Genomic DNA, 14,498 nt, shown 5'->3' on the forward strand with positions numbered 1-14,498 from the left:
ACTCAACGCTCGGCATCGCACAGCAGGCGCTCAATCGGGCGCGGCCGCAGTCTCCAGCGCCGCCTTCTTGCGCGCCCGCGCCTTGCGCGACACGATGTTGAGCGTTTCGACCAGCGCCGAGAACGCCATCGCCGCATAGATATAGCCCTTGGGAACATGCACCCCGAACCCGTCGGCGATTAGCACAGCGCCGATCATCAGCAGGAAGCCGAGCGCGAGCATCACCACCGTCGGATTCTTGTTGATGAAGTTCGCCAGAGGATCGGCGGCAACGAGCATGACGATCACGGTGATGATGACGGCAGTCATCATGATCGGCACCGCGTCGGTCATGCCGACGGCGGTCAGGATCGAATCGATCGAGAACACCATGTCGAGCGCGACGATCTGCGCGATCGCGGCATTGAAGGTGATCGACCCCGCGCCCTTGTGCTTGTCGAGCGTCTCGTCGCTTTCCTCGACATCCATCGTGTGATGGATTTCCTTGGTCGCTTTCCACAGCAGGAACAGCCCGCCCGCGATCAGGATCATGTCGCGCCACGAAAACTGCGTCTCGAAGGTCGGCTCGCCGTAATCGTTGAGCGGACCGACGATCCCCAGGTCGAACACTGGCGTCGTCAGCGAGATGATGAACGCGATCATCGACAGCAGTGCCAGCCGCATGATCAGCGCCAGCCCGATGCCGATCCGGCGCGCCAGCTGCTGCTGCTCTGGCGGCAGCTTGTTCGACAGGATCGAGATGAAGATCAGGTTGTCGATGCCGAGCACGACTTCGAGAACGATGAGCGTCAGCAGCGCCGCCCAGGCGGAAGGATCGGACAGCAAGGCGAGGATCTCGGTCATGTTCGCCGCTGTGCCGCGCGACCCCAAGGTCGGCAAGTAACATTCTGTGTCGAAGGGGTTGCGCGACGATTTCGTTCGCGATGCGACGGCTTTTGGGCTATGTCGATGTCGGAGCGGCAGGTTTCTGACGCTTAAAGACCTGCGTTCATCGTCCGGCGCTTTGGTTTTATGGTTCAAGACGGGCGAGCTGGAAGACGAACAGGGCAATGAGTTTCGATCGAGGGCGCCGTGGTGATCGCGGCGGGCGCGGCAGGGATAAGCGCGAATTTTTTGGTGACGAAGGCGGCGGCGGTGGCGGCGGCTTTCCGAGCTATGGCGGCGGCGGTGGCGGCGATCGTTTCGGCGGTGGCGGTGGCGGCGGTGACCGATTCGGCGGTGGTGGCGGCGGCTTCGGCGGCGGCGATCGCTTCGGCGGCGGCGGTGGCGGCGGCGGTTTCCGCAGCGGCGGCGGAGCAGGCGGCGGCGGTGGTCGCGGCATGCCCCCGCAAGTCGTCGGCGAGGGCACCGGGGTCGTCAAGTTCTTCAACGCGCAGAAGGGTTTCGGCTTTGTCGTGCGCGATGACGGCGGCGAGGACGTGTTCGTTCATATCAGCGCGGTCGAGCAGGCCGGGTTGACCGGCCTGGCCGAGGGCCAGCCGATGGGCTTCACGCTCGTCGATCGCGGTGGCCGCATTTCGGCGACCGACCTCAAGATCGACGGCGAGCCGCTTCCGGTTTCCGACCGCGGTCCGCCGCGCGATCGCGATGCCGGTCCGGGTGGCCCACGCGGCGGCGGCATGGGCGGACCGCAGCGTCAGCTGACCGGCGAACGCGCGTCGGGAACGGTCAAGTTCTTCAATGCGATGAAGGGCTTCGGCTTTATCCAGCGCGATGACGGACAGCCCGATGCGTTCGTTCACATCTCGGCGGTCGAGCGTGCGGGTCTGCCGACGCTCAACGAGGGCGACAAGCTCGAGTTCGAGATCGAGGTCGATCGTCGCGGCAAGCATGCTGCGGTGAACCTCAACCCCGTACAATAAGGGTTCAGGCGCGCCGTCGTCTTGGGAAACCGATGATTACGGCGCGCCTCCTTGTTGTCTTCCTTGCCGCTTCAGCCGGGGCCGTGCCGCTGCCTGCGCAGCAGGTCGCCGCTCCCGTCGAGCCGGCCACGACCGCAGCGGCCACGACGCCGGTCCGCTATGAGACCGCCACGGTGGTCGCACGCTATCCGCACGACCCGGCGGCGTTTACCCAAGGCCTGCTGTGGCACGCGGGCAAGCTCTACGAGAGCACCGGTCACGAAACCGAATCGGAAATTCGCCGCGTCGATCTCGCCTCGGGCAGGGTCGAGGCGCGCGCGCAGTTGCCCGCCGATCAGTTCGGTGAGGGTCTGGCGCGCTGGGGTGACGAACTGATCAGCCTGACCTGGACCGAAGGCGTCGCCAATCGCTGGGACATCGACACACTGCGCGCGGTCGGCGCGTCCCGCTACCCGGGGGAGGGCTGGGGGCTTGCCGCCACCGACGATTCCCTGGTGCTTTCGGACGGTACCGCCGACCTGCGATTCGTCGATCCGCAGACCTTTGCCGAGCGCCGCCGGGTGACAGTCACGCTGGAAGGCAGGCCCATCCCGCAGATCAACGAGCTGGAGGTGATCGACGGGCAGGTCTGGGCCAATATCTGGTTCAGCGGCTTCCTCATCGCGATCGATCCGGCAACCGGGCATGTCGTCCGCGCGGTCGATCTGCGCCCGCTGGTCAAGGAAGTCGGACTGGCCGACCGCGATGCAGTGCTCAACGGCATTGCATGGGACGCGGCCGGCAAGCGCCTGTTCGTCACGGGCAAGAACTGGCCAACCCTGTTCGAGATCAGGATCGACCCTGATCCGGTGCCGCCGCCGACCCGATAGCCGGGATCATCCAGCCGCGACGGCCGTTGTGGATCTGAGCCTGACCGGGGAGGATTGCCGATGGGAATGTTGCAGGACGGACGCTGGACCAACGAGACACCGGTCGCGCCGACCGATGCCAAGGGCGATTTCCAACGTGCCGAGTCGACCTTCCGCGACTGGTTGACCGCCGATGGCAGCGCCGGCCCCGACGGACAGCGCGGAGTGCGTGCAGAGGCCGGGCGCTTCCACCTCTATGTCAGCCTGGCCTGTCCCTGGGCGCACCGCACGCTCGTCGTGCGCGCGCTCAAGGGGCTGGAGGCGCTGCTGCCGGTGACGGTGGTCGGCCCGCTGATGGGCGAGTGCGGCTGGAGCTTTGAGGAGCGCTTCGGCGGAACGGGCGATCCGCTTTACGGGCTGTCGCATCTGCATCAGCTTTATACCCGCGCCGATCCCGCCATGACCGGCAAGGTCACTGTTCCGGTATTGTGGGACAAGACCGAGCAGCGCATCGTCAGCAACGAATCGGCGGAAATCATCCGCATGCTGAACACCGCGTTTGACGATCTCGGCGCATCGCCCGGCGACCTTTATCCGCCCGACCTGCGTGATGAGATCGATTCGGTGAACGACCGCGTCTATGGCGCGGTCAACAACGGCGTCTATCGCGCCGGCTTTGCCAAGCAGCAGGAGGCGTACGAGCAGGCGGCCCGCGCCCTGTTCGAAACGCTCGACTGGCTCGAGACTCGGCTGGATGGCCGCGAGTGGCTGGTCGGCGATCGCCTGACCGAAGCCGATATCCGGCTGTTCACGACGCTGGTCCGCTTCGACGCGGTCTATCACGGGCATTTCAAGTGCAACTGGCGGCGGATCGTCGATTATCCGCGGCTCCATGCGCTGCTCGGCCGCGTGCTGGCGCTGCCGGGGATCGCCGATACCGTCGACTTCGACCATATCAAGAACCATTATTATCGCAGCCATCCCGACGTGAACCCGACCGGGATCGTCCCGATCGGGCCAGCGGCGATCTGATCCGGTCGACTAGCCGATCATCGCCTCCAGCGCGGCGATCCGGTCGGCTTCGGCTGCAGGCTTGTCGCGCCGTATTCGTGCGATTCGGGGAAAGCGCATCGCCACCCCGGATTTATGGCGTTTCGACGCATGGATCGAATCGAACGCGACTTCCAGCACCAGCGTCTTCTCGACCTCGCGCACCGGCCCGAAGCGCGCCACCGTATGGTTGCGCACGAAGCGGTCGAGCCACTTCAATTCCTCGTCGGTGAATCCCGAATAGGCCTTCCCCACCGGCAGCAATTCTCCCGCTTCGGTCCAGCAGCCAAAGGTGTAATCGCTGTAGAAGCTCGATCGCTTGCCCGATCCCCGCTGCGCGTACATCATCACGCAATCGGCGACGAGCGGATCGCGCTTCCACTTGTACCACAGCCCCACGCGGCGGCCGGCGATATACGGCGAGTCGCGGCGCTTGAGCATGACGCCCTCGATCGCCGCGTCGCGGGCGCCGTCGCGAATGCGGCCGAGCGCCGCGAAGTCGGTAGCATCGATGGTTTCGCTGAGGTCGAAACGGTCTGCGTCGAGACCGGCGACGAACGCCTCCAGCCGCGCGCGGCGCTGCGTCCAGTCCAGCTCGCGCAAATCCTCGGCGCCGTCGTACAGCAGGTCATAGAGGCGCACGAAAGCGGGATAGTCCGCCTGCATCTTCGCCGAAACGACCTTGCGACCGAGCCGCTGCTGCAGCGCATTGAAGCTGGCCGCCGCACCTCCCTGCGCCTCGCCTTTGACGAGGAGTTCGCCATCGAGCACGCCCGGCGTGGAAAAGGCGGCGGCGACATCGGGGAAGCTGCCGGTGATGTCGTCGCCCGCGCGGCTGAACAACCGCGTCTCCCCCGCGACATGGACGATCTGGACACGGATGCCGTCCCATTTCCACTCCGCGACATAGTCGGCGAGATCGACGACGGTCTCCTCGAGCGGATGCGCTAGCATGAACGGACGGAACACCGGGACGTTGGCGGGTGACGGCTGCGCGCCGGTGCCTTCGCCCCATGCGAACAGGCTCGGATAGGGGGGCGCCAACCCGTGCCACACTTCCTCGACCGCATCGACGTCGAGCCCGAACGCCTGCGCCAGCGCTGTCTTGGCCAGCCGCGCCGACACGCCGACTCGCATCCCGCCGGTTGCCAGCTTGAGCAGTGCGTAGCGTTCCTCGGCGTCGCAGCGATCGAGCATCGCCGCCAATGCGGCCGGCGCGTCGGATCGCGACAGGCTGGCAAGCCGTTCGATCACCTCGGACAACCGCAGCGGTTCGGCAGGCAGGTGCGCCGCATCGATCGGTTCGGGCCAGAGCAACGCGACCGTCTCCGCCGTGTCGCCGACGAAATCGCGGCTCATCGCGAACAGCACCGGATCGGTGCGCTCGGTGATCAGCGCGCGGATCGCGGCCGATTTGACTGCTGGAATGTCGAGGTCGCCGGTCAGCGCGGCAATCGCCCAGCCGCGGTCGGGATCGGGGGTGGTACGCAGATAGTCGGCGATCAGCGTCAGTTTCGAATTGCGTGACCGGGTGTAGATCAGGCGGTCGATGAGGTCAGCGAAGGCGCGCATCGCTGCAAAACGCTCGATGCGCGAACCGTGTCCTTATTGAAAACGCCGTATGTCCTGTCCCTAAGAGGAGCGGACATACGGCGCCGATGTCAATCGATTGCGTCCTTCACCTTTTTCCCGGCAATCAGGCCAAGCACCAGCAGGATCACGAAGATCGCGATGGCGATGAAGAACAGGATCTTGGCGATCTCGACGAACGCGCCGCCGATTCCGCTGAATCCGAGCACCGCCAGAACCAGTCCGACGACGAGAAAAATGGCTGCCCAACGCAGCATGGCATATGCTCCCTGTTATGATGTGCCATGTGGGGAGCGTATCAGCGGGAACGGGGTTCCGTTCCGGCGCGAGTTACCGGAACGATCAGCTGTTGCGGCTGGCCTCGAACAGGAACCAGGCGCGTTCTTCGGCTTGGTCGGTCCAGTCGTCGAGGATGCCACTGGTCGCATTGTCCTTGGCGTCGTCGACGATGTCCTTCGCCTCGCGCAGCAACTCGACGAGCTTGAGGTTGTCCTCGCGCAACTCGGCCAGCATGTCGCCCGGTGCGACGAATTCCTTGTCGTTGTCGGCGATGGTCTGGTGACGGGCGATGTCGCCGATCGAGCGCAGCGTGGTGTTGCCGGTCTTGCGCACCCGCTCGGCAATATCGTCGGTAGTGGCAAGGATCTGCGCGGCCTGATCGTCGAGCATCAGGTGATAATCGCGAAAATGCGGGCCCGAGACGTGCCAGTGAAAATTCTTGGTCTTGAGATACAGGGCGAAGCTGTCGGCAAGAATGCCGTTGAGCGCCTCTGCAACGGTCTTGGCGGCGTTGCTCTGGAGGTCGGTGGGGGTGTCGAGGGCGGGGTTGGTCTTGGCCATTGAAGGGCTCCTGTCGGGTAATCGGTTCGCAACAGAAACGATAGCGCCGGTGCGGGGTTCCAGCGCGCTCGCAAGCATTTCCAATTGCTGCGATCGGCCGGCTAGATAATGCGAAAGGCGCTCAGCAGGGTGATCGCACCAGCCAACAGGAACAGCACGGCGATCGTCCAGCGCAGCGGTCGCAGCGGCAACCGCAGCCAGGCCTGTTCGCCGATCGATACCGGGGCCAGCAATGCAACCATGCAACCAGCGGTCGCTCCGATCGCGGCATGGACGCTGCCGGGCTGCTGCGCGGTCAGTCCGAGCACCAGGAATTGCGCGGCGTCGCCAAAGGCGAGGATGATGATTCCCAGGAAGGTTGTGGCGACGCTGCCGATCCGCCAGCCGCTCAGCCGGTCGGGCTCGCGCACCGGCAATAGCGCCCCCCCGCCCGCGAATAGCAGCGCGAGCGCAAGCATCAGCGTGCGCGCTTCGGGATTGAGCGTCGGCGCGATCAGCGTCCCGGCAAAGGCGGCGACGCTGTTGCCGACGGCGATCGCGGCGGCAGCGGCAATCAGCACGATCGCCGGACGCCGGTAGCGATCGGCGAGGATCGCCATCAGCCAAGGGCTGCGGTCGGTCGATTGCGCGAGGAGCCCGGCGATGAAGGCTGGAACCAGCATATCCACTAGCGGCGATTATCCACCCAGCCGGACCTGACAAGCGGCCGCGAACAGCGCGTCGCTCTGAGCATCGCACGCACCGCTGCCCACGGCATCGGCGAGGATCGCCAGCCAGCCGTGCACGATCGCGCCATGTTCGCCCCGCGAAAGCGCCGAATCGAGTGCGTGGATGACGGTGACTGCCGGGGAGAGTCCATGGGCTTGCGCGAGCGCACGCACAGCTTCGAGCTCGGCGGCAATGCGATGCGCAGGGCCGGCATCGGCGAGCGCATCGATCGCGAACACACGCTGCGCCAGTTCGGCGCGAATCATGTCCTGGCCTTGTCCGATATAGCCCATCGCCGTCCCCTGCTTCCGGCATCGGCCGGTAGCGCGCACCGTGCACCGTACATGGTAAATCTGGCGTAAACGCCGCGGTGCTTGCAGGCGTCGGGCGCCGTCGCTTGACTTTGATGCGGGGATGCCGCATGCGCCCGGCACAATTGGCGGCCGCCCAAGCGCGCGCCGCTTTTCGCGTTTTCAGACTATTGAGGAACGGGCGATGGCCAAGCCAGCCACTATCAAGATCCGGCTCGTCAGCACGGCCGATACGGGCTTCTTCTACGTGACCAAGAAGAACCCGCGCAACCAGACCGAGAAGATGAGCTTCCGGAAGTATGACCCGGTCGTGCGCAAGCATGTCGAGTTCAAGGAAGCCAAGATCAAGTAAGCCGCGGCCACCCGCGCCAGACGCGGACCCTGGTGCCGGCCGGGGACGAGGACTACAGAAACGTCGGCGGCCTGCCGCGTGCGTTTCGCCAGGTCACTCTTGCGCTGCCGCCGTCGGTACCAGTCCGCGCACTTCTTCCATGAATCGCGCGAGCGCGATCGGCTTGGTAACATAGGCGTTGGCGCCGACCGAGCGGATGCGTTCCTCGTCGTCGCGCCCGGCATAGGCGGTGACCGCCATGATCGGGATATGCTTGAGGCTGGGGTCACCCTTCATCCGGCCGATCAGTTCGATGCCGGTGACGTGCGGCAGCTGGATATCCATGATGATCAGGTCGGGGACGATCTCGCGCGCGCGCGCCACGGCGTCGCGCCCGTCGCGCACCGGCTCGGCGGCATAGTCATATGCGCGCAGCAGGTCGCAGAACAATTTCAGATTGAGTTCATTGTCCTCGACAACGAGTACCCGTTTCGCCACGCACACCTTCCATCCTTAATGTGTCGAAAGCTATAGCGATGCCCGGCCACGATACCAGCCACGCCGAAGCGATCGCGCTGCAGGCGCTGGCGTGGACGCTGGGCGATCCGGCGCGGGCCGACCGACTGCTGGCGCTGACCGGCCTCGACGTGCCGACGCTGCGCGCGCGAGCTGGAGAACGTACGACACTCGCCGCAATTCTGGGCTTTCTTGCCCAGCACGAGCCCGATCTCGTGGCGTGCGCCGATGCGCTCGCCATCCCGCCGCATGCGCTGATCGCCGCGCATGCCACGATGGAGAACGCATGAAACCGCTGCTGATCTGCGACTGCGACGAGGTGTTGCTGCATATGGTGCGCCATTTCGGGAAATGGCTGGACGAAACACACGCGATCGATTTCGATCTCAAGGGCGGTGACTTTACCTCGGCGATGAAACCGCGCGATGGCCGGGCGATTGCGCAGGACGAGATGTGGGGGCTGCTTGATGGCTTCTTCCCCGCAGAGATGGCGCGGCAGACGCTGGTGCCGCACGCCCGCGAGGCGCTAGGCGCGCTCGCCGACGTCGCCGACATCGTCATCCTCACCAATTTGCAGGACCACTGCCGCAGCCACCGCATCGACCAGCTTGCCAGACACGGCATCGCGCATCGCGTGGAATGCAATCAGGGCGGCAAGGGGGCCCCGGTGGCGCGGCTGGTTGAGGAATTGGGTGCAGGCGTGACCGTGTTCGTCGACGATCTGCCGGTGCACCACGACTCTGTGGCGCGTCATGCACCGCAGGTGCATCGCCTGCACATGGTGTCCGAACCCGATCTCGCGCCGCACATCGCGCCGGCGCCCGCCGCACATGCCCGGATCGATGACTGGCCGACGGCACAAGCCTGGATTTCGGAGCGGTTCGCAGCCGGGCTTCCCGCCGAGGCTTGACCGCGGGGCGGGCGACATGGTCAAGCCATGCCATGACTGCACAGATCGACGCGAAGCTGGCCGAACTCGGCCTCGAACTCCCTCAGGCCGCGGCACCTGTGGCCGCCTATGTCCCGGTGGTGGAGGCAGGGGGCATGCTGCACATCTCCGGCCAGCTGCCATTTCGCGACGGCGCGATCGTCACCGGGCGGCTGGGTGCCGACTGCAGCCTCGACGAGGGTGTCGATGCTGCGCAGCGGTGCGGTCTGATGCTGGTGGCGCAGATCAAGGCGGCGCTCGGCGGCGACCTGTCGCGGGTCAGGCGCATCGTCAAGCTCGGCGTGTTCGTCAATTCCACGCCCGACTTTACCGATCAGCCCAAAGTGGCGAACGGCGCGTCGGAGCTGATAGCGGCGCTGTTCGGCGAGGCCGGGCGGCACGCCCGCAGCGCGGTCGGGGTAGCAGTGCTGCCGCTCGGCGCCGCTGTCGAAGTCGATGCTCTGGTCGAGATCGCCCCGTAACAAAACCAACGGATTGACGGCCCGCTGTTGCCTTGACGCAACAGCATGTCGCCGAACGGTCGTATCGCGCAACATTAGGTGTTGTGCGGCGCAACATCGCATGGCATTCTGATCGGGCAATCGGGGTGACCGTGCGGGCCTTTGAGGTCCACACAGATGCGGCACTGGATCGCGCAGGAGAGAACCATCGTCTTTTTCAGAAAGGGACACGATGCGTTTCTCGACCATTTCCTTCGGCGCGCTGCTGCTCGCTGCTACCACCGCTGTGCCTGCCTTCGCGCAGGACGCTACCGATCCGCCCGAACCGATAACGGTCAGCGGTAGCGTCGCGCTGGCGTCCGACTATCGCTTTCGCGGCGTATCGCAGACCAACAAGGAATTCGCCGTTCAGGGCGGCGCGACGATCGCGCATGAAAGCGGGCTCTATGCCGGCTTCTGGGGATCGAACCTTGCCGGTTGGGGCACGTTCGGCGGCGCCAATCTCGAACTCGATCTGTACGGCGGGTACAAGGTGCCGATCGGCGACGGCGGTGCGCTCGACGTAGGGCTGACCTGGTACATGTATCCCGGCGGCGCCGACACGACCGATTTCGCCGAGCCTTATGTCAAGCTGTCGGGCACCACCGGGCCGGTGTCGCTGACTGCTGCGTTCTTCTATGCGCCGCAGCAGGAGGCCTTGGGCAACGTGTTCTTCACCGGCGCCGACGCGGTTGCGGGCATTCCCAACGATCCCGGCGACAAGGAAGACAATATCTATCTGTCGGGCGATGCGGTCGCGGCGATTCCGACCACGCCGGTTTCGCTGCGCGCGCATATCGGCTATTCGGACGGCAATCCCGGGCTCGGCCCCAACGGCACCAGCATCGCGCCGACCGGCAATTACTGGGACTGGACGCTCGGCGCAGACGTCGCGATCAGCGGGTTCACGCTGGGTGTGTCCTATATCGACACCGATATCAGCGAAGCCGACGGCGCCTATCTCGCGCCCAACTTCACCAAGGACGGAACCGACCCGATAGCCGACGCGACGATCGTGGTCTCGCTGACCGCGGCGTTCTGAACTAGCAAGGGGGCTGCACCGACTGCGGTGCGGCCCCTTGAGCACCCACGGCTTATTGCGGCGCGTTCGCCCGCGCATCCTGGCCATCGCCCTCGGGGGCGGCGATGATGTCCTGCGTCGTCGATCCCTTGTCGACCACATTCGTGCCGGCATCGCCGACTGCCGAGCGCACGCCGGGATCGGCTGCGTCGGCCCCGGCCGCGTCGATCGCACTGGCCTCGGTCGCGCTGCGCTGGGCAGGGCCGCCGAACAATGCCTCGAGCGCTTCGTCCTGGCCGCCGACCTGCTGCGGGCGCGCGGCACCGGGTTGCGGCGGGACCAGCGCGAAGTCGGGCGGGATCACCAGCGGCGCCTGACGCGCAACGGCGAACTCGTCGGGGCGATCGCGGTCGAGCCCGGTGGAGCCGCAGGCGGAGAGAGCAAGCAGCGCAGCGGCGCCGGAAGCGAGGACGGACTTACGCATTTTCGAGATTCTCCGTGGGGGTACGCGGCGTTTCGGCCGAGGAATCGGGCTTGTCGCGAACGAGCAGCGCGCGGATCACCAGCACCAGCACGCCGATGGTGATCGCCGCGTCGGCGACGTTGAAGACCAGGAACGGGCGCCATTCGCCAAAATGCAGGTCGGCGAAATCGACGACATAGCCGAATCGCGCGCGATCGAGGATGTTACCGAGCGCGCCGCCCAGCACCATCGCCAGCGCGACGCGGTCCTGCCCGTTCTTCTCTCGCGTCATCCAGATGCCGACGCCGATCGCAATGAACGCGGTCATCGCCACCAGCGCCCAGCGCATCGCCGGGCTGTCCGCAGGCAGCAGGCCCAGCGAAACCCCGACATTGGGAACGAAGCGCAGGTCGAAGAAGGGCAGCAATTCCATCGCGTCGCCGGGGCTTGCGATGCCAAGCAGATCGGTGACCACGAATTTGGTCAGCTGGTCGGCGATCAGGATCGCGACCGCGATGACGAAGCCGGAACGGGAATGCGAACGCATCATGCAACTACCTCTGCGCAGCGGTGGCACAGCGCGCCGTCCTCCGCAACTTCCGGCAGGTGCCGCCAGCAGCGACCGCACTTCAACCGGTCGGTACGTGCGACCGATACCGCATCGCCCTGCGTCACATCGGCGACGATGAAGATTTCGGCAAGCTCGGCGGCAGCAAGCGGCAGCACTGGGACGGTTATCTCTGCCTCCAGGCTGGAGCGGATCGTCTTCTCGCGGCGCAGCGGCTCGATCGCCTCGGTCACCGTTTCGCGCAAGGCCCGCACGTCGTCCCAGTTGGTCGCGAGCGGCGTGTCGCCTGCGACCGCGGGCAGTTCGGGCCATTCGAGGAAATGCACCGATCCGTCCTCGCTCGGGAAGCGCGCCTGCCACACTTCCTCGGCGGTGAAGCACAGGATCGGCGCGGCATAGCGGACCAGCGCGTGGAACAGCGTGTCGAGCACGGTGCGGTACGCGCGGCGCTTGGCGCTGCCCGGCGCGTCGCAATAGAGGCAGTCCTTGCGGATGTCGAAGAAGAATGCCGACAGGTCGTCCTGTGCGAAATCGGTCAGCGCGCGGGCATAGCGGTTGAACTCGAACGCCTCCGCCGCCGCACGCAGTTCGACGTCGAGCGTGCCCAACTCGCGCAGAACATAGCGTTCCAGCTCGGGCATGTCGCCGACCGCGACGCGCTCGTTATCCTCGAACCCCTCGAGCGCGCCGAGCAGATAGCGGAAGGTGTTGCGCAGCTTGCGATAGGTGTCCCCCGTGCCGGCCAGCACTTCCTTGCCGATGCGCACATCCTCGAAATAATCGGTCTGCGCGACCCATAGCCGCAGGATGTCGGCGCCCGATTCGCCGATGATCTTGAGCGGATCGACGACGTTGCCGACCGATTTCGACATCTTGCGGCCATTGCCGTCGAGCGCGAAGCCGTGGGTCAGCACCGCGTCGTACGGGGCGCGGCCGCGCGTGCCGACCGATTCGAGGAGCGACGACTGGAACCAGCCGCGATGCTGGTCCGATCCTTCGAGATAGAGGTTGGCGCGAACGCCTTCGCCATAGCGCTGCTCGATCGTGAACACGTGCGTGCTGCCCGAATCGAACCACACGTCGAGGATGTCGGTGACGACCTCATAGTCGCCTAGTGCATGGCCGGACCCGAGCAGCGCCTGATGATCGGCCGCGAACCACGCATCCGCGCCGCCGCTGCGAAAGGCATCGAGGATGCGGGAGTTGACGGCGTCGTCGCGCAGATAGTCGCCGGTCGCGCGGTTGACGTAGAGCGGGATCGGCACGCCCCAGGCGCGCTGGCGGGAGATCACCCAGTCGGGGCGACCCTCGACCATCGACCGGATCCGGTTCTGGCTGCGCGCGGGCACCCACGTCGTCCGCTCGATGGCGTCGAGCGCGAGTTCGCGCAGGGTTGGGGCGTTGCCGCCGGGGTTGACGACGGGGCCGAACCCGGCGGCGGAGGCGAAGGCGGGAAGTTCGTCGGGCGCAGCGCCTGGCACACGCTTCTCGACTTCGCTCGAAGCCAACGGTGGTGGGGGAGCGCTACCCTCAACCCCGTTCGTGTCGAGCGAAGTCGAGACACGCTGCCCGTCCATCGGAATGAACCATTGCGGCGTCGCGCGGAAGATGATCTTGGCCTTCGACCGCCAGCTGTGCGGATAGCTGTGCGCGAAATCGTCCGACGCCGCGAGCAGCGCCCCGGCATCACGCAGGTCCGAACAGATCGGCCCGTCGGATGCCACGAACTTCTTGTTGATGACCGACCCCTGGCCGCCCAGCCAAGCCCAATCCTCGCGATACATTCCCGCGCCGTCGACCGCGAACACCGGGTCGATGCCGACGCTCTTGCACAGCAGGAAATCGTCCTCGCCATGATCGGGCGCCATGTGGACCAGCCCGGTGCCGGCGTCGGTGGTGACGAAGTCCCCCGCGAGGAAGGTGCGGGGCCTGGCGAAGAAGCCACCGAGATGGTGCATTGGGTGGCGGGCGGTGGCGCCGGCGAGATCAGTGCCTTTGACCGACGCGTGTTCAGAGAAAGCTGTAAAGCCGATCCGAACCTTGGCAGTTTCGATAAGCTCGCGCGCGATAACCAGCTTCTTTGAGCCAACTGCTGATGCGTTGTCGAACGAACGATCGGTCAATTCGCGACCGTAGCTCGGAGTGAGCAGAACGTACTCGACGTCCTCCCCGTACGCCAACGCCTGGTTCACCGGGATCGTCCACGGCGTCGTCGTCCAGATCACTGCATGCGCGCCGACCAGTTCGGGGGCGTTGGGCGCATCCACAATCTCAAACGCGACGTCGATCTGGGTCGACACCACGTCCTCATATTCGACCTCGGCCTCGGCCAGCGCGGTCTTTTCGACCGGGGACCACATCACCGGCTTGGCACCGCGATACAGCTGCCCCGACATCGCGAACTTAAGCAACTCGCCCGCGATCGCCGCTTCGGACGCATAGTTCATCGTCAGATACGGGTCGGCCCAGTCGCCCATCACCCCCAGCCGTTCGAACTGCGCGGCCTGTACGCTGACCCACTTGGCGGCATACTCCCTACATTCCTGGCGAAACTCGGCCGCGGGCACCTCGTCCTTCGACCGCTTTTTGGCGCGGTAGGCTTCCTCGATCTTCCATTCGATCGGCAGCCCGTGACAGTCCCAGCCGGGCACGTACGGCGCGTCCTTGCCCATCAGGCTCTGCGACCGCACGACGATGTCCTTGAGGATCTTGTTCATCGCATGGCCCATGTGAATGTCGCCATTCGCGTAAGGGGGGCCGTCGTGGAGGATGAAGCGTTCGCGCCCGCTACGCTGCTCACGCAGGCGGTCATACACCCCGATCCGAGCCCAGCGTTCGAGGATCGCCGGTTCCTTGGCGGCAAGCCCGGCTTTCATCGGGAAGTCGGTCTTCGGCAGGAAGACGGTGTCGCGCCAGTCGCGCGTGGTGTCGCTAGGTTCGGTCATGGGTCGGCGGCGAATAT

At 65.6% G+C, this 14,498-nt stretch carries 18 protein-coding genes; 8 read left to right on the forward strand and 10 right to left on the reverse strand.

Features of this window, described 5'->3' with window-relative positions:
* Positions 1 to 30 precede the first annotated feature (30 nt).
* Positions 31 to 843, reverse strand: a complete 813-nt coding sequence (locus FHY50_RS00300) for a TerC family protein (RefSeq protein ID WP_140046379.1) — start codon at positions 841 to 843, stop codon at positions 31 to 33.
* A 206-nt stretch (positions 844 to 1,049) separates the two neighbouring features.
* Between FHY50_RS00300 and FHY50_RS14430 the strand changes: the two genes are divergently transcribed.
* The 3 genes from FHY50_RS14430 to FHY50_RS00315 all read left to right on the forward strand — a co-directional run bounded on the left by FHY50_RS14430 (position 1,050) and on the right by FHY50_RS00315 (position 3,742).
* On the forward strand, positions 1,050 to 1,862 hold the full coding sequence (locus FHY50_RS14430) for a cold-shock protein (protein WP_140046380.1): 813 nt from the start codon (positions 1,050 to 1,052) through the stop codon (positions 1,860 to 1,862).
* Positions 1,863 to 1,945: 83 nt separating this feature from the next.
* The gene (locus FHY50_RS00310) at positions 1,946 to 2,731 is read left to right on the forward strand and encodes a glutaminyl-peptide cyclotransferase (protein WP_244935267.1); all 786 of its coding nucleotides are present in this window, start codon (positions 1,946 to 1,948) and stop codon (positions 2,729 to 2,731) included.
* Positions 2,732 to 2,791: 60 nt separating this feature from the next.
* Positions 2,792 to 3,742: a glutathione S-transferase family protein gene (locus tag FHY50_RS00315; RefSeq protein ID WP_140046382.1), complete on the forward strand. Its 951-nt coding sequence runs from the start codon at positions 2,792 to 2,794 to the stop codon at positions 3,740 to 3,742.
* Positions 3,743 to 3,751: 9 nt separating this feature from the next.
* Here the strand turns inward: FHY50_RS00315 and FHY50_RS00320 are convergent, their stop codons facing one another.
* From FHY50_RS00320 to FHY50_RS00340, 5 genes are all read right to left on the reverse strand, one after another.
* A complete protein-coding gene (locus FHY50_RS00320; RefSeq protein WP_140046383.1) occupies positions 3,752 to 5,332 on the reverse strand; it encodes a cisplatin damage response ATP-dependent DNA ligase in 1,581 nt (526 codons plus the stop codon).
* A gap of 89 nt (positions 5,333 to 5,421) precedes the next feature.
* Positions 5,422 to 5,607 carry a DUF1328 domain-containing protein gene (locus tag FHY50_RS00325; protein ID WP_140046384.1) on the reverse strand — a complete coding sequence of 62 codons (186 nt, stop codon included), beginning with the start codon at positions 5,605 to 5,607 and terminating at the stop codon, positions 5,422 to 5,424.
* Between the two features lie 85 nt (positions 5,608 to 5,692).
* Positions 5,693 to 6,190 carry a Dps family protein gene (locus FHY50_RS00330; protein ID WP_140046385.1) on the reverse strand — a complete coding sequence of 166 codons (498 nt, stop codon included), beginning with the start codon at positions 6,188 to 6,190 and terminating at the stop codon, positions 5,693 to 5,695.
* 101 nt (positions 6,191 to 6,291) lie between these two features.
* On the reverse strand, positions 6,292 to 6,852 hold the full coding sequence (locus tag FHY50_RS00335) for a TMEM165/GDT1 family protein (RefSeq protein WP_208402856.1): 561 nt from the start codon (positions 6,850 to 6,852) through the stop codon (positions 6,292 to 6,294).
* 15 nt (positions 6,853 to 6,867) lie between these two features.
* Complete coding sequence (locus FHY50_RS00340) at positions 6,868 to 7,191, reverse strand: hypothetical protein (RefSeq protein ID WP_140046387.1); 324 nt, start codon at positions 7,189 to 7,191, stop codon at positions 6,868 to 6,870.
* Between the two features lie 202 nt (positions 7,192 to 7,393).
* On the opposite strand from FHY50_RS00340, the gene rpmG reads away from it, so the two are divergent.
* Positions 7,394 to 7,561, forward strand: coding sequence for a 50S ribosomal protein L33 (rpmG, locus tag FHY50_RS00345; RefSeq protein WP_140046388.1), 168 nt, complete (start codon positions 7,394 to 7,396; stop codon positions 7,559 to 7,561).
* Between the two features lie 93 nt (positions 7,562 to 7,654).
* Here rpmG and FHY50_RS00350 read toward each other — a convergent pair whose 3' ends face one another.
* Positions 7,655 to 8,038, reverse strand: coding sequence for a response regulator (locus tag FHY50_RS00350; protein ID WP_140046389.1), 384 nt, complete (start codon positions 8,036 to 8,038; stop codon positions 7,655 to 7,657).
* A 38-nt stretch (positions 8,039 to 8,076) separates the two neighbouring features.
* Here FHY50_RS00350 and FHY50_RS00355 point away from each other — a divergent pair, with 38 nt between their 5' ends.
* From FHY50_RS00355 to FHY50_RS00370, 4 genes are all read left to right on the forward strand, one after another.
* The gene (locus tag FHY50_RS00355; protein ID WP_140046390.1) at positions 8,077 to 8,346 is read left to right on the forward strand and encodes a DUF3572 domain-containing protein; all 270 of its coding nucleotides are present in this window, start codon (positions 8,077 to 8,079) and stop codon (positions 8,344 to 8,346) included.
* The gene (locus FHY50_RS00360; RefSeq protein ID WP_140046391.1) at positions 8,343 to 8,966 is read left to right on the forward strand and encodes an HAD family hydrolase; all 624 of its coding nucleotides are present in this window, start codon (positions 8,343 to 8,345) and stop codon (positions 8,964 to 8,966) included. The genes FHY50_RS00355 and FHY50_RS00360 overlap by 4 nt, the downstream gene beginning before the upstream one ends.
* 32 nt (positions 8,967 to 8,998) lie before the next feature.
* The gene (locus FHY50_RS00365) at positions 8,999 to 9,466 is read left to right on the forward strand and encodes a RidA family protein (RefSeq protein ID WP_140046392.1); all 468 of its coding nucleotides are present in this window, start codon (positions 8,999 to 9,001) and stop codon (positions 9,464 to 9,466) included.
* 211 nt (positions 9,467 to 9,677) lie between these two features.
* Complete coding sequence (locus FHY50_RS00370; RefSeq protein ID WP_140046393.1) at positions 9,678 to 10,526, forward strand: TorF family putative porin; 849 nt, start codon at positions 9,678 to 9,680, stop codon at positions 10,524 to 10,526.
* 52 nt (positions 10,527 to 10,578) lie between these two features.
* On the opposite strand, the gene FHY50_RS00375 is transcribed toward FHY50_RS00370, so the two are convergent.
* From FHY50_RS00375 to FHY50_RS00385, 3 genes are read right to left on the reverse strand one after another with little or no spacing between them, the layout of a single operon-like run.
* Positions 10,579 to 10,989 carry a DUF3035 domain-containing protein gene (locus FHY50_RS00375; RefSeq protein WP_140046394.1) on the reverse strand — a complete coding sequence of 137 codons (411 nt, stop codon included), beginning with the start codon at positions 10,987 to 10,989 and terminating at the stop codon, positions 10,579 to 10,581.
* Positions 10,982 to 11,515 (reverse strand): signal peptidase II, encoded by a 534-nt coding sequence (gene lspA, locus FHY50_RS00380; RefSeq protein ID WP_140230958.1) that lies wholly within the window; start codon positions 11,513 to 11,515, stop codon positions 10,982 to 10,984. The genes FHY50_RS00375 and lspA overlap by 8 nt, the downstream gene beginning before the upstream one ends.
* A complete protein-coding gene (locus FHY50_RS00385) occupies positions 11,515 to 14,481 on the reverse strand; it encodes an isoleucine--tRNA ligase (protein ID WP_140046395.1) in 2,967 nt (988 codons plus the stop codon). The genes lspA and FHY50_RS00385 overlap by 1 nt, the downstream gene beginning before the upstream one ends.
* Between the last annotated feature and the right edge of the window lie 17 nt (positions 14,482 to 14,498).

Origin of the sequence: Sphingomonas japonica (assembly GCF_006346325.1) — a bacterium.
GTDB lineage: Bacteria > Pseudomonadota > Alphaproteobacteria > Sphingomonadales > Sphingomonadaceae > Sphingomonas > Sphingomonas japonica.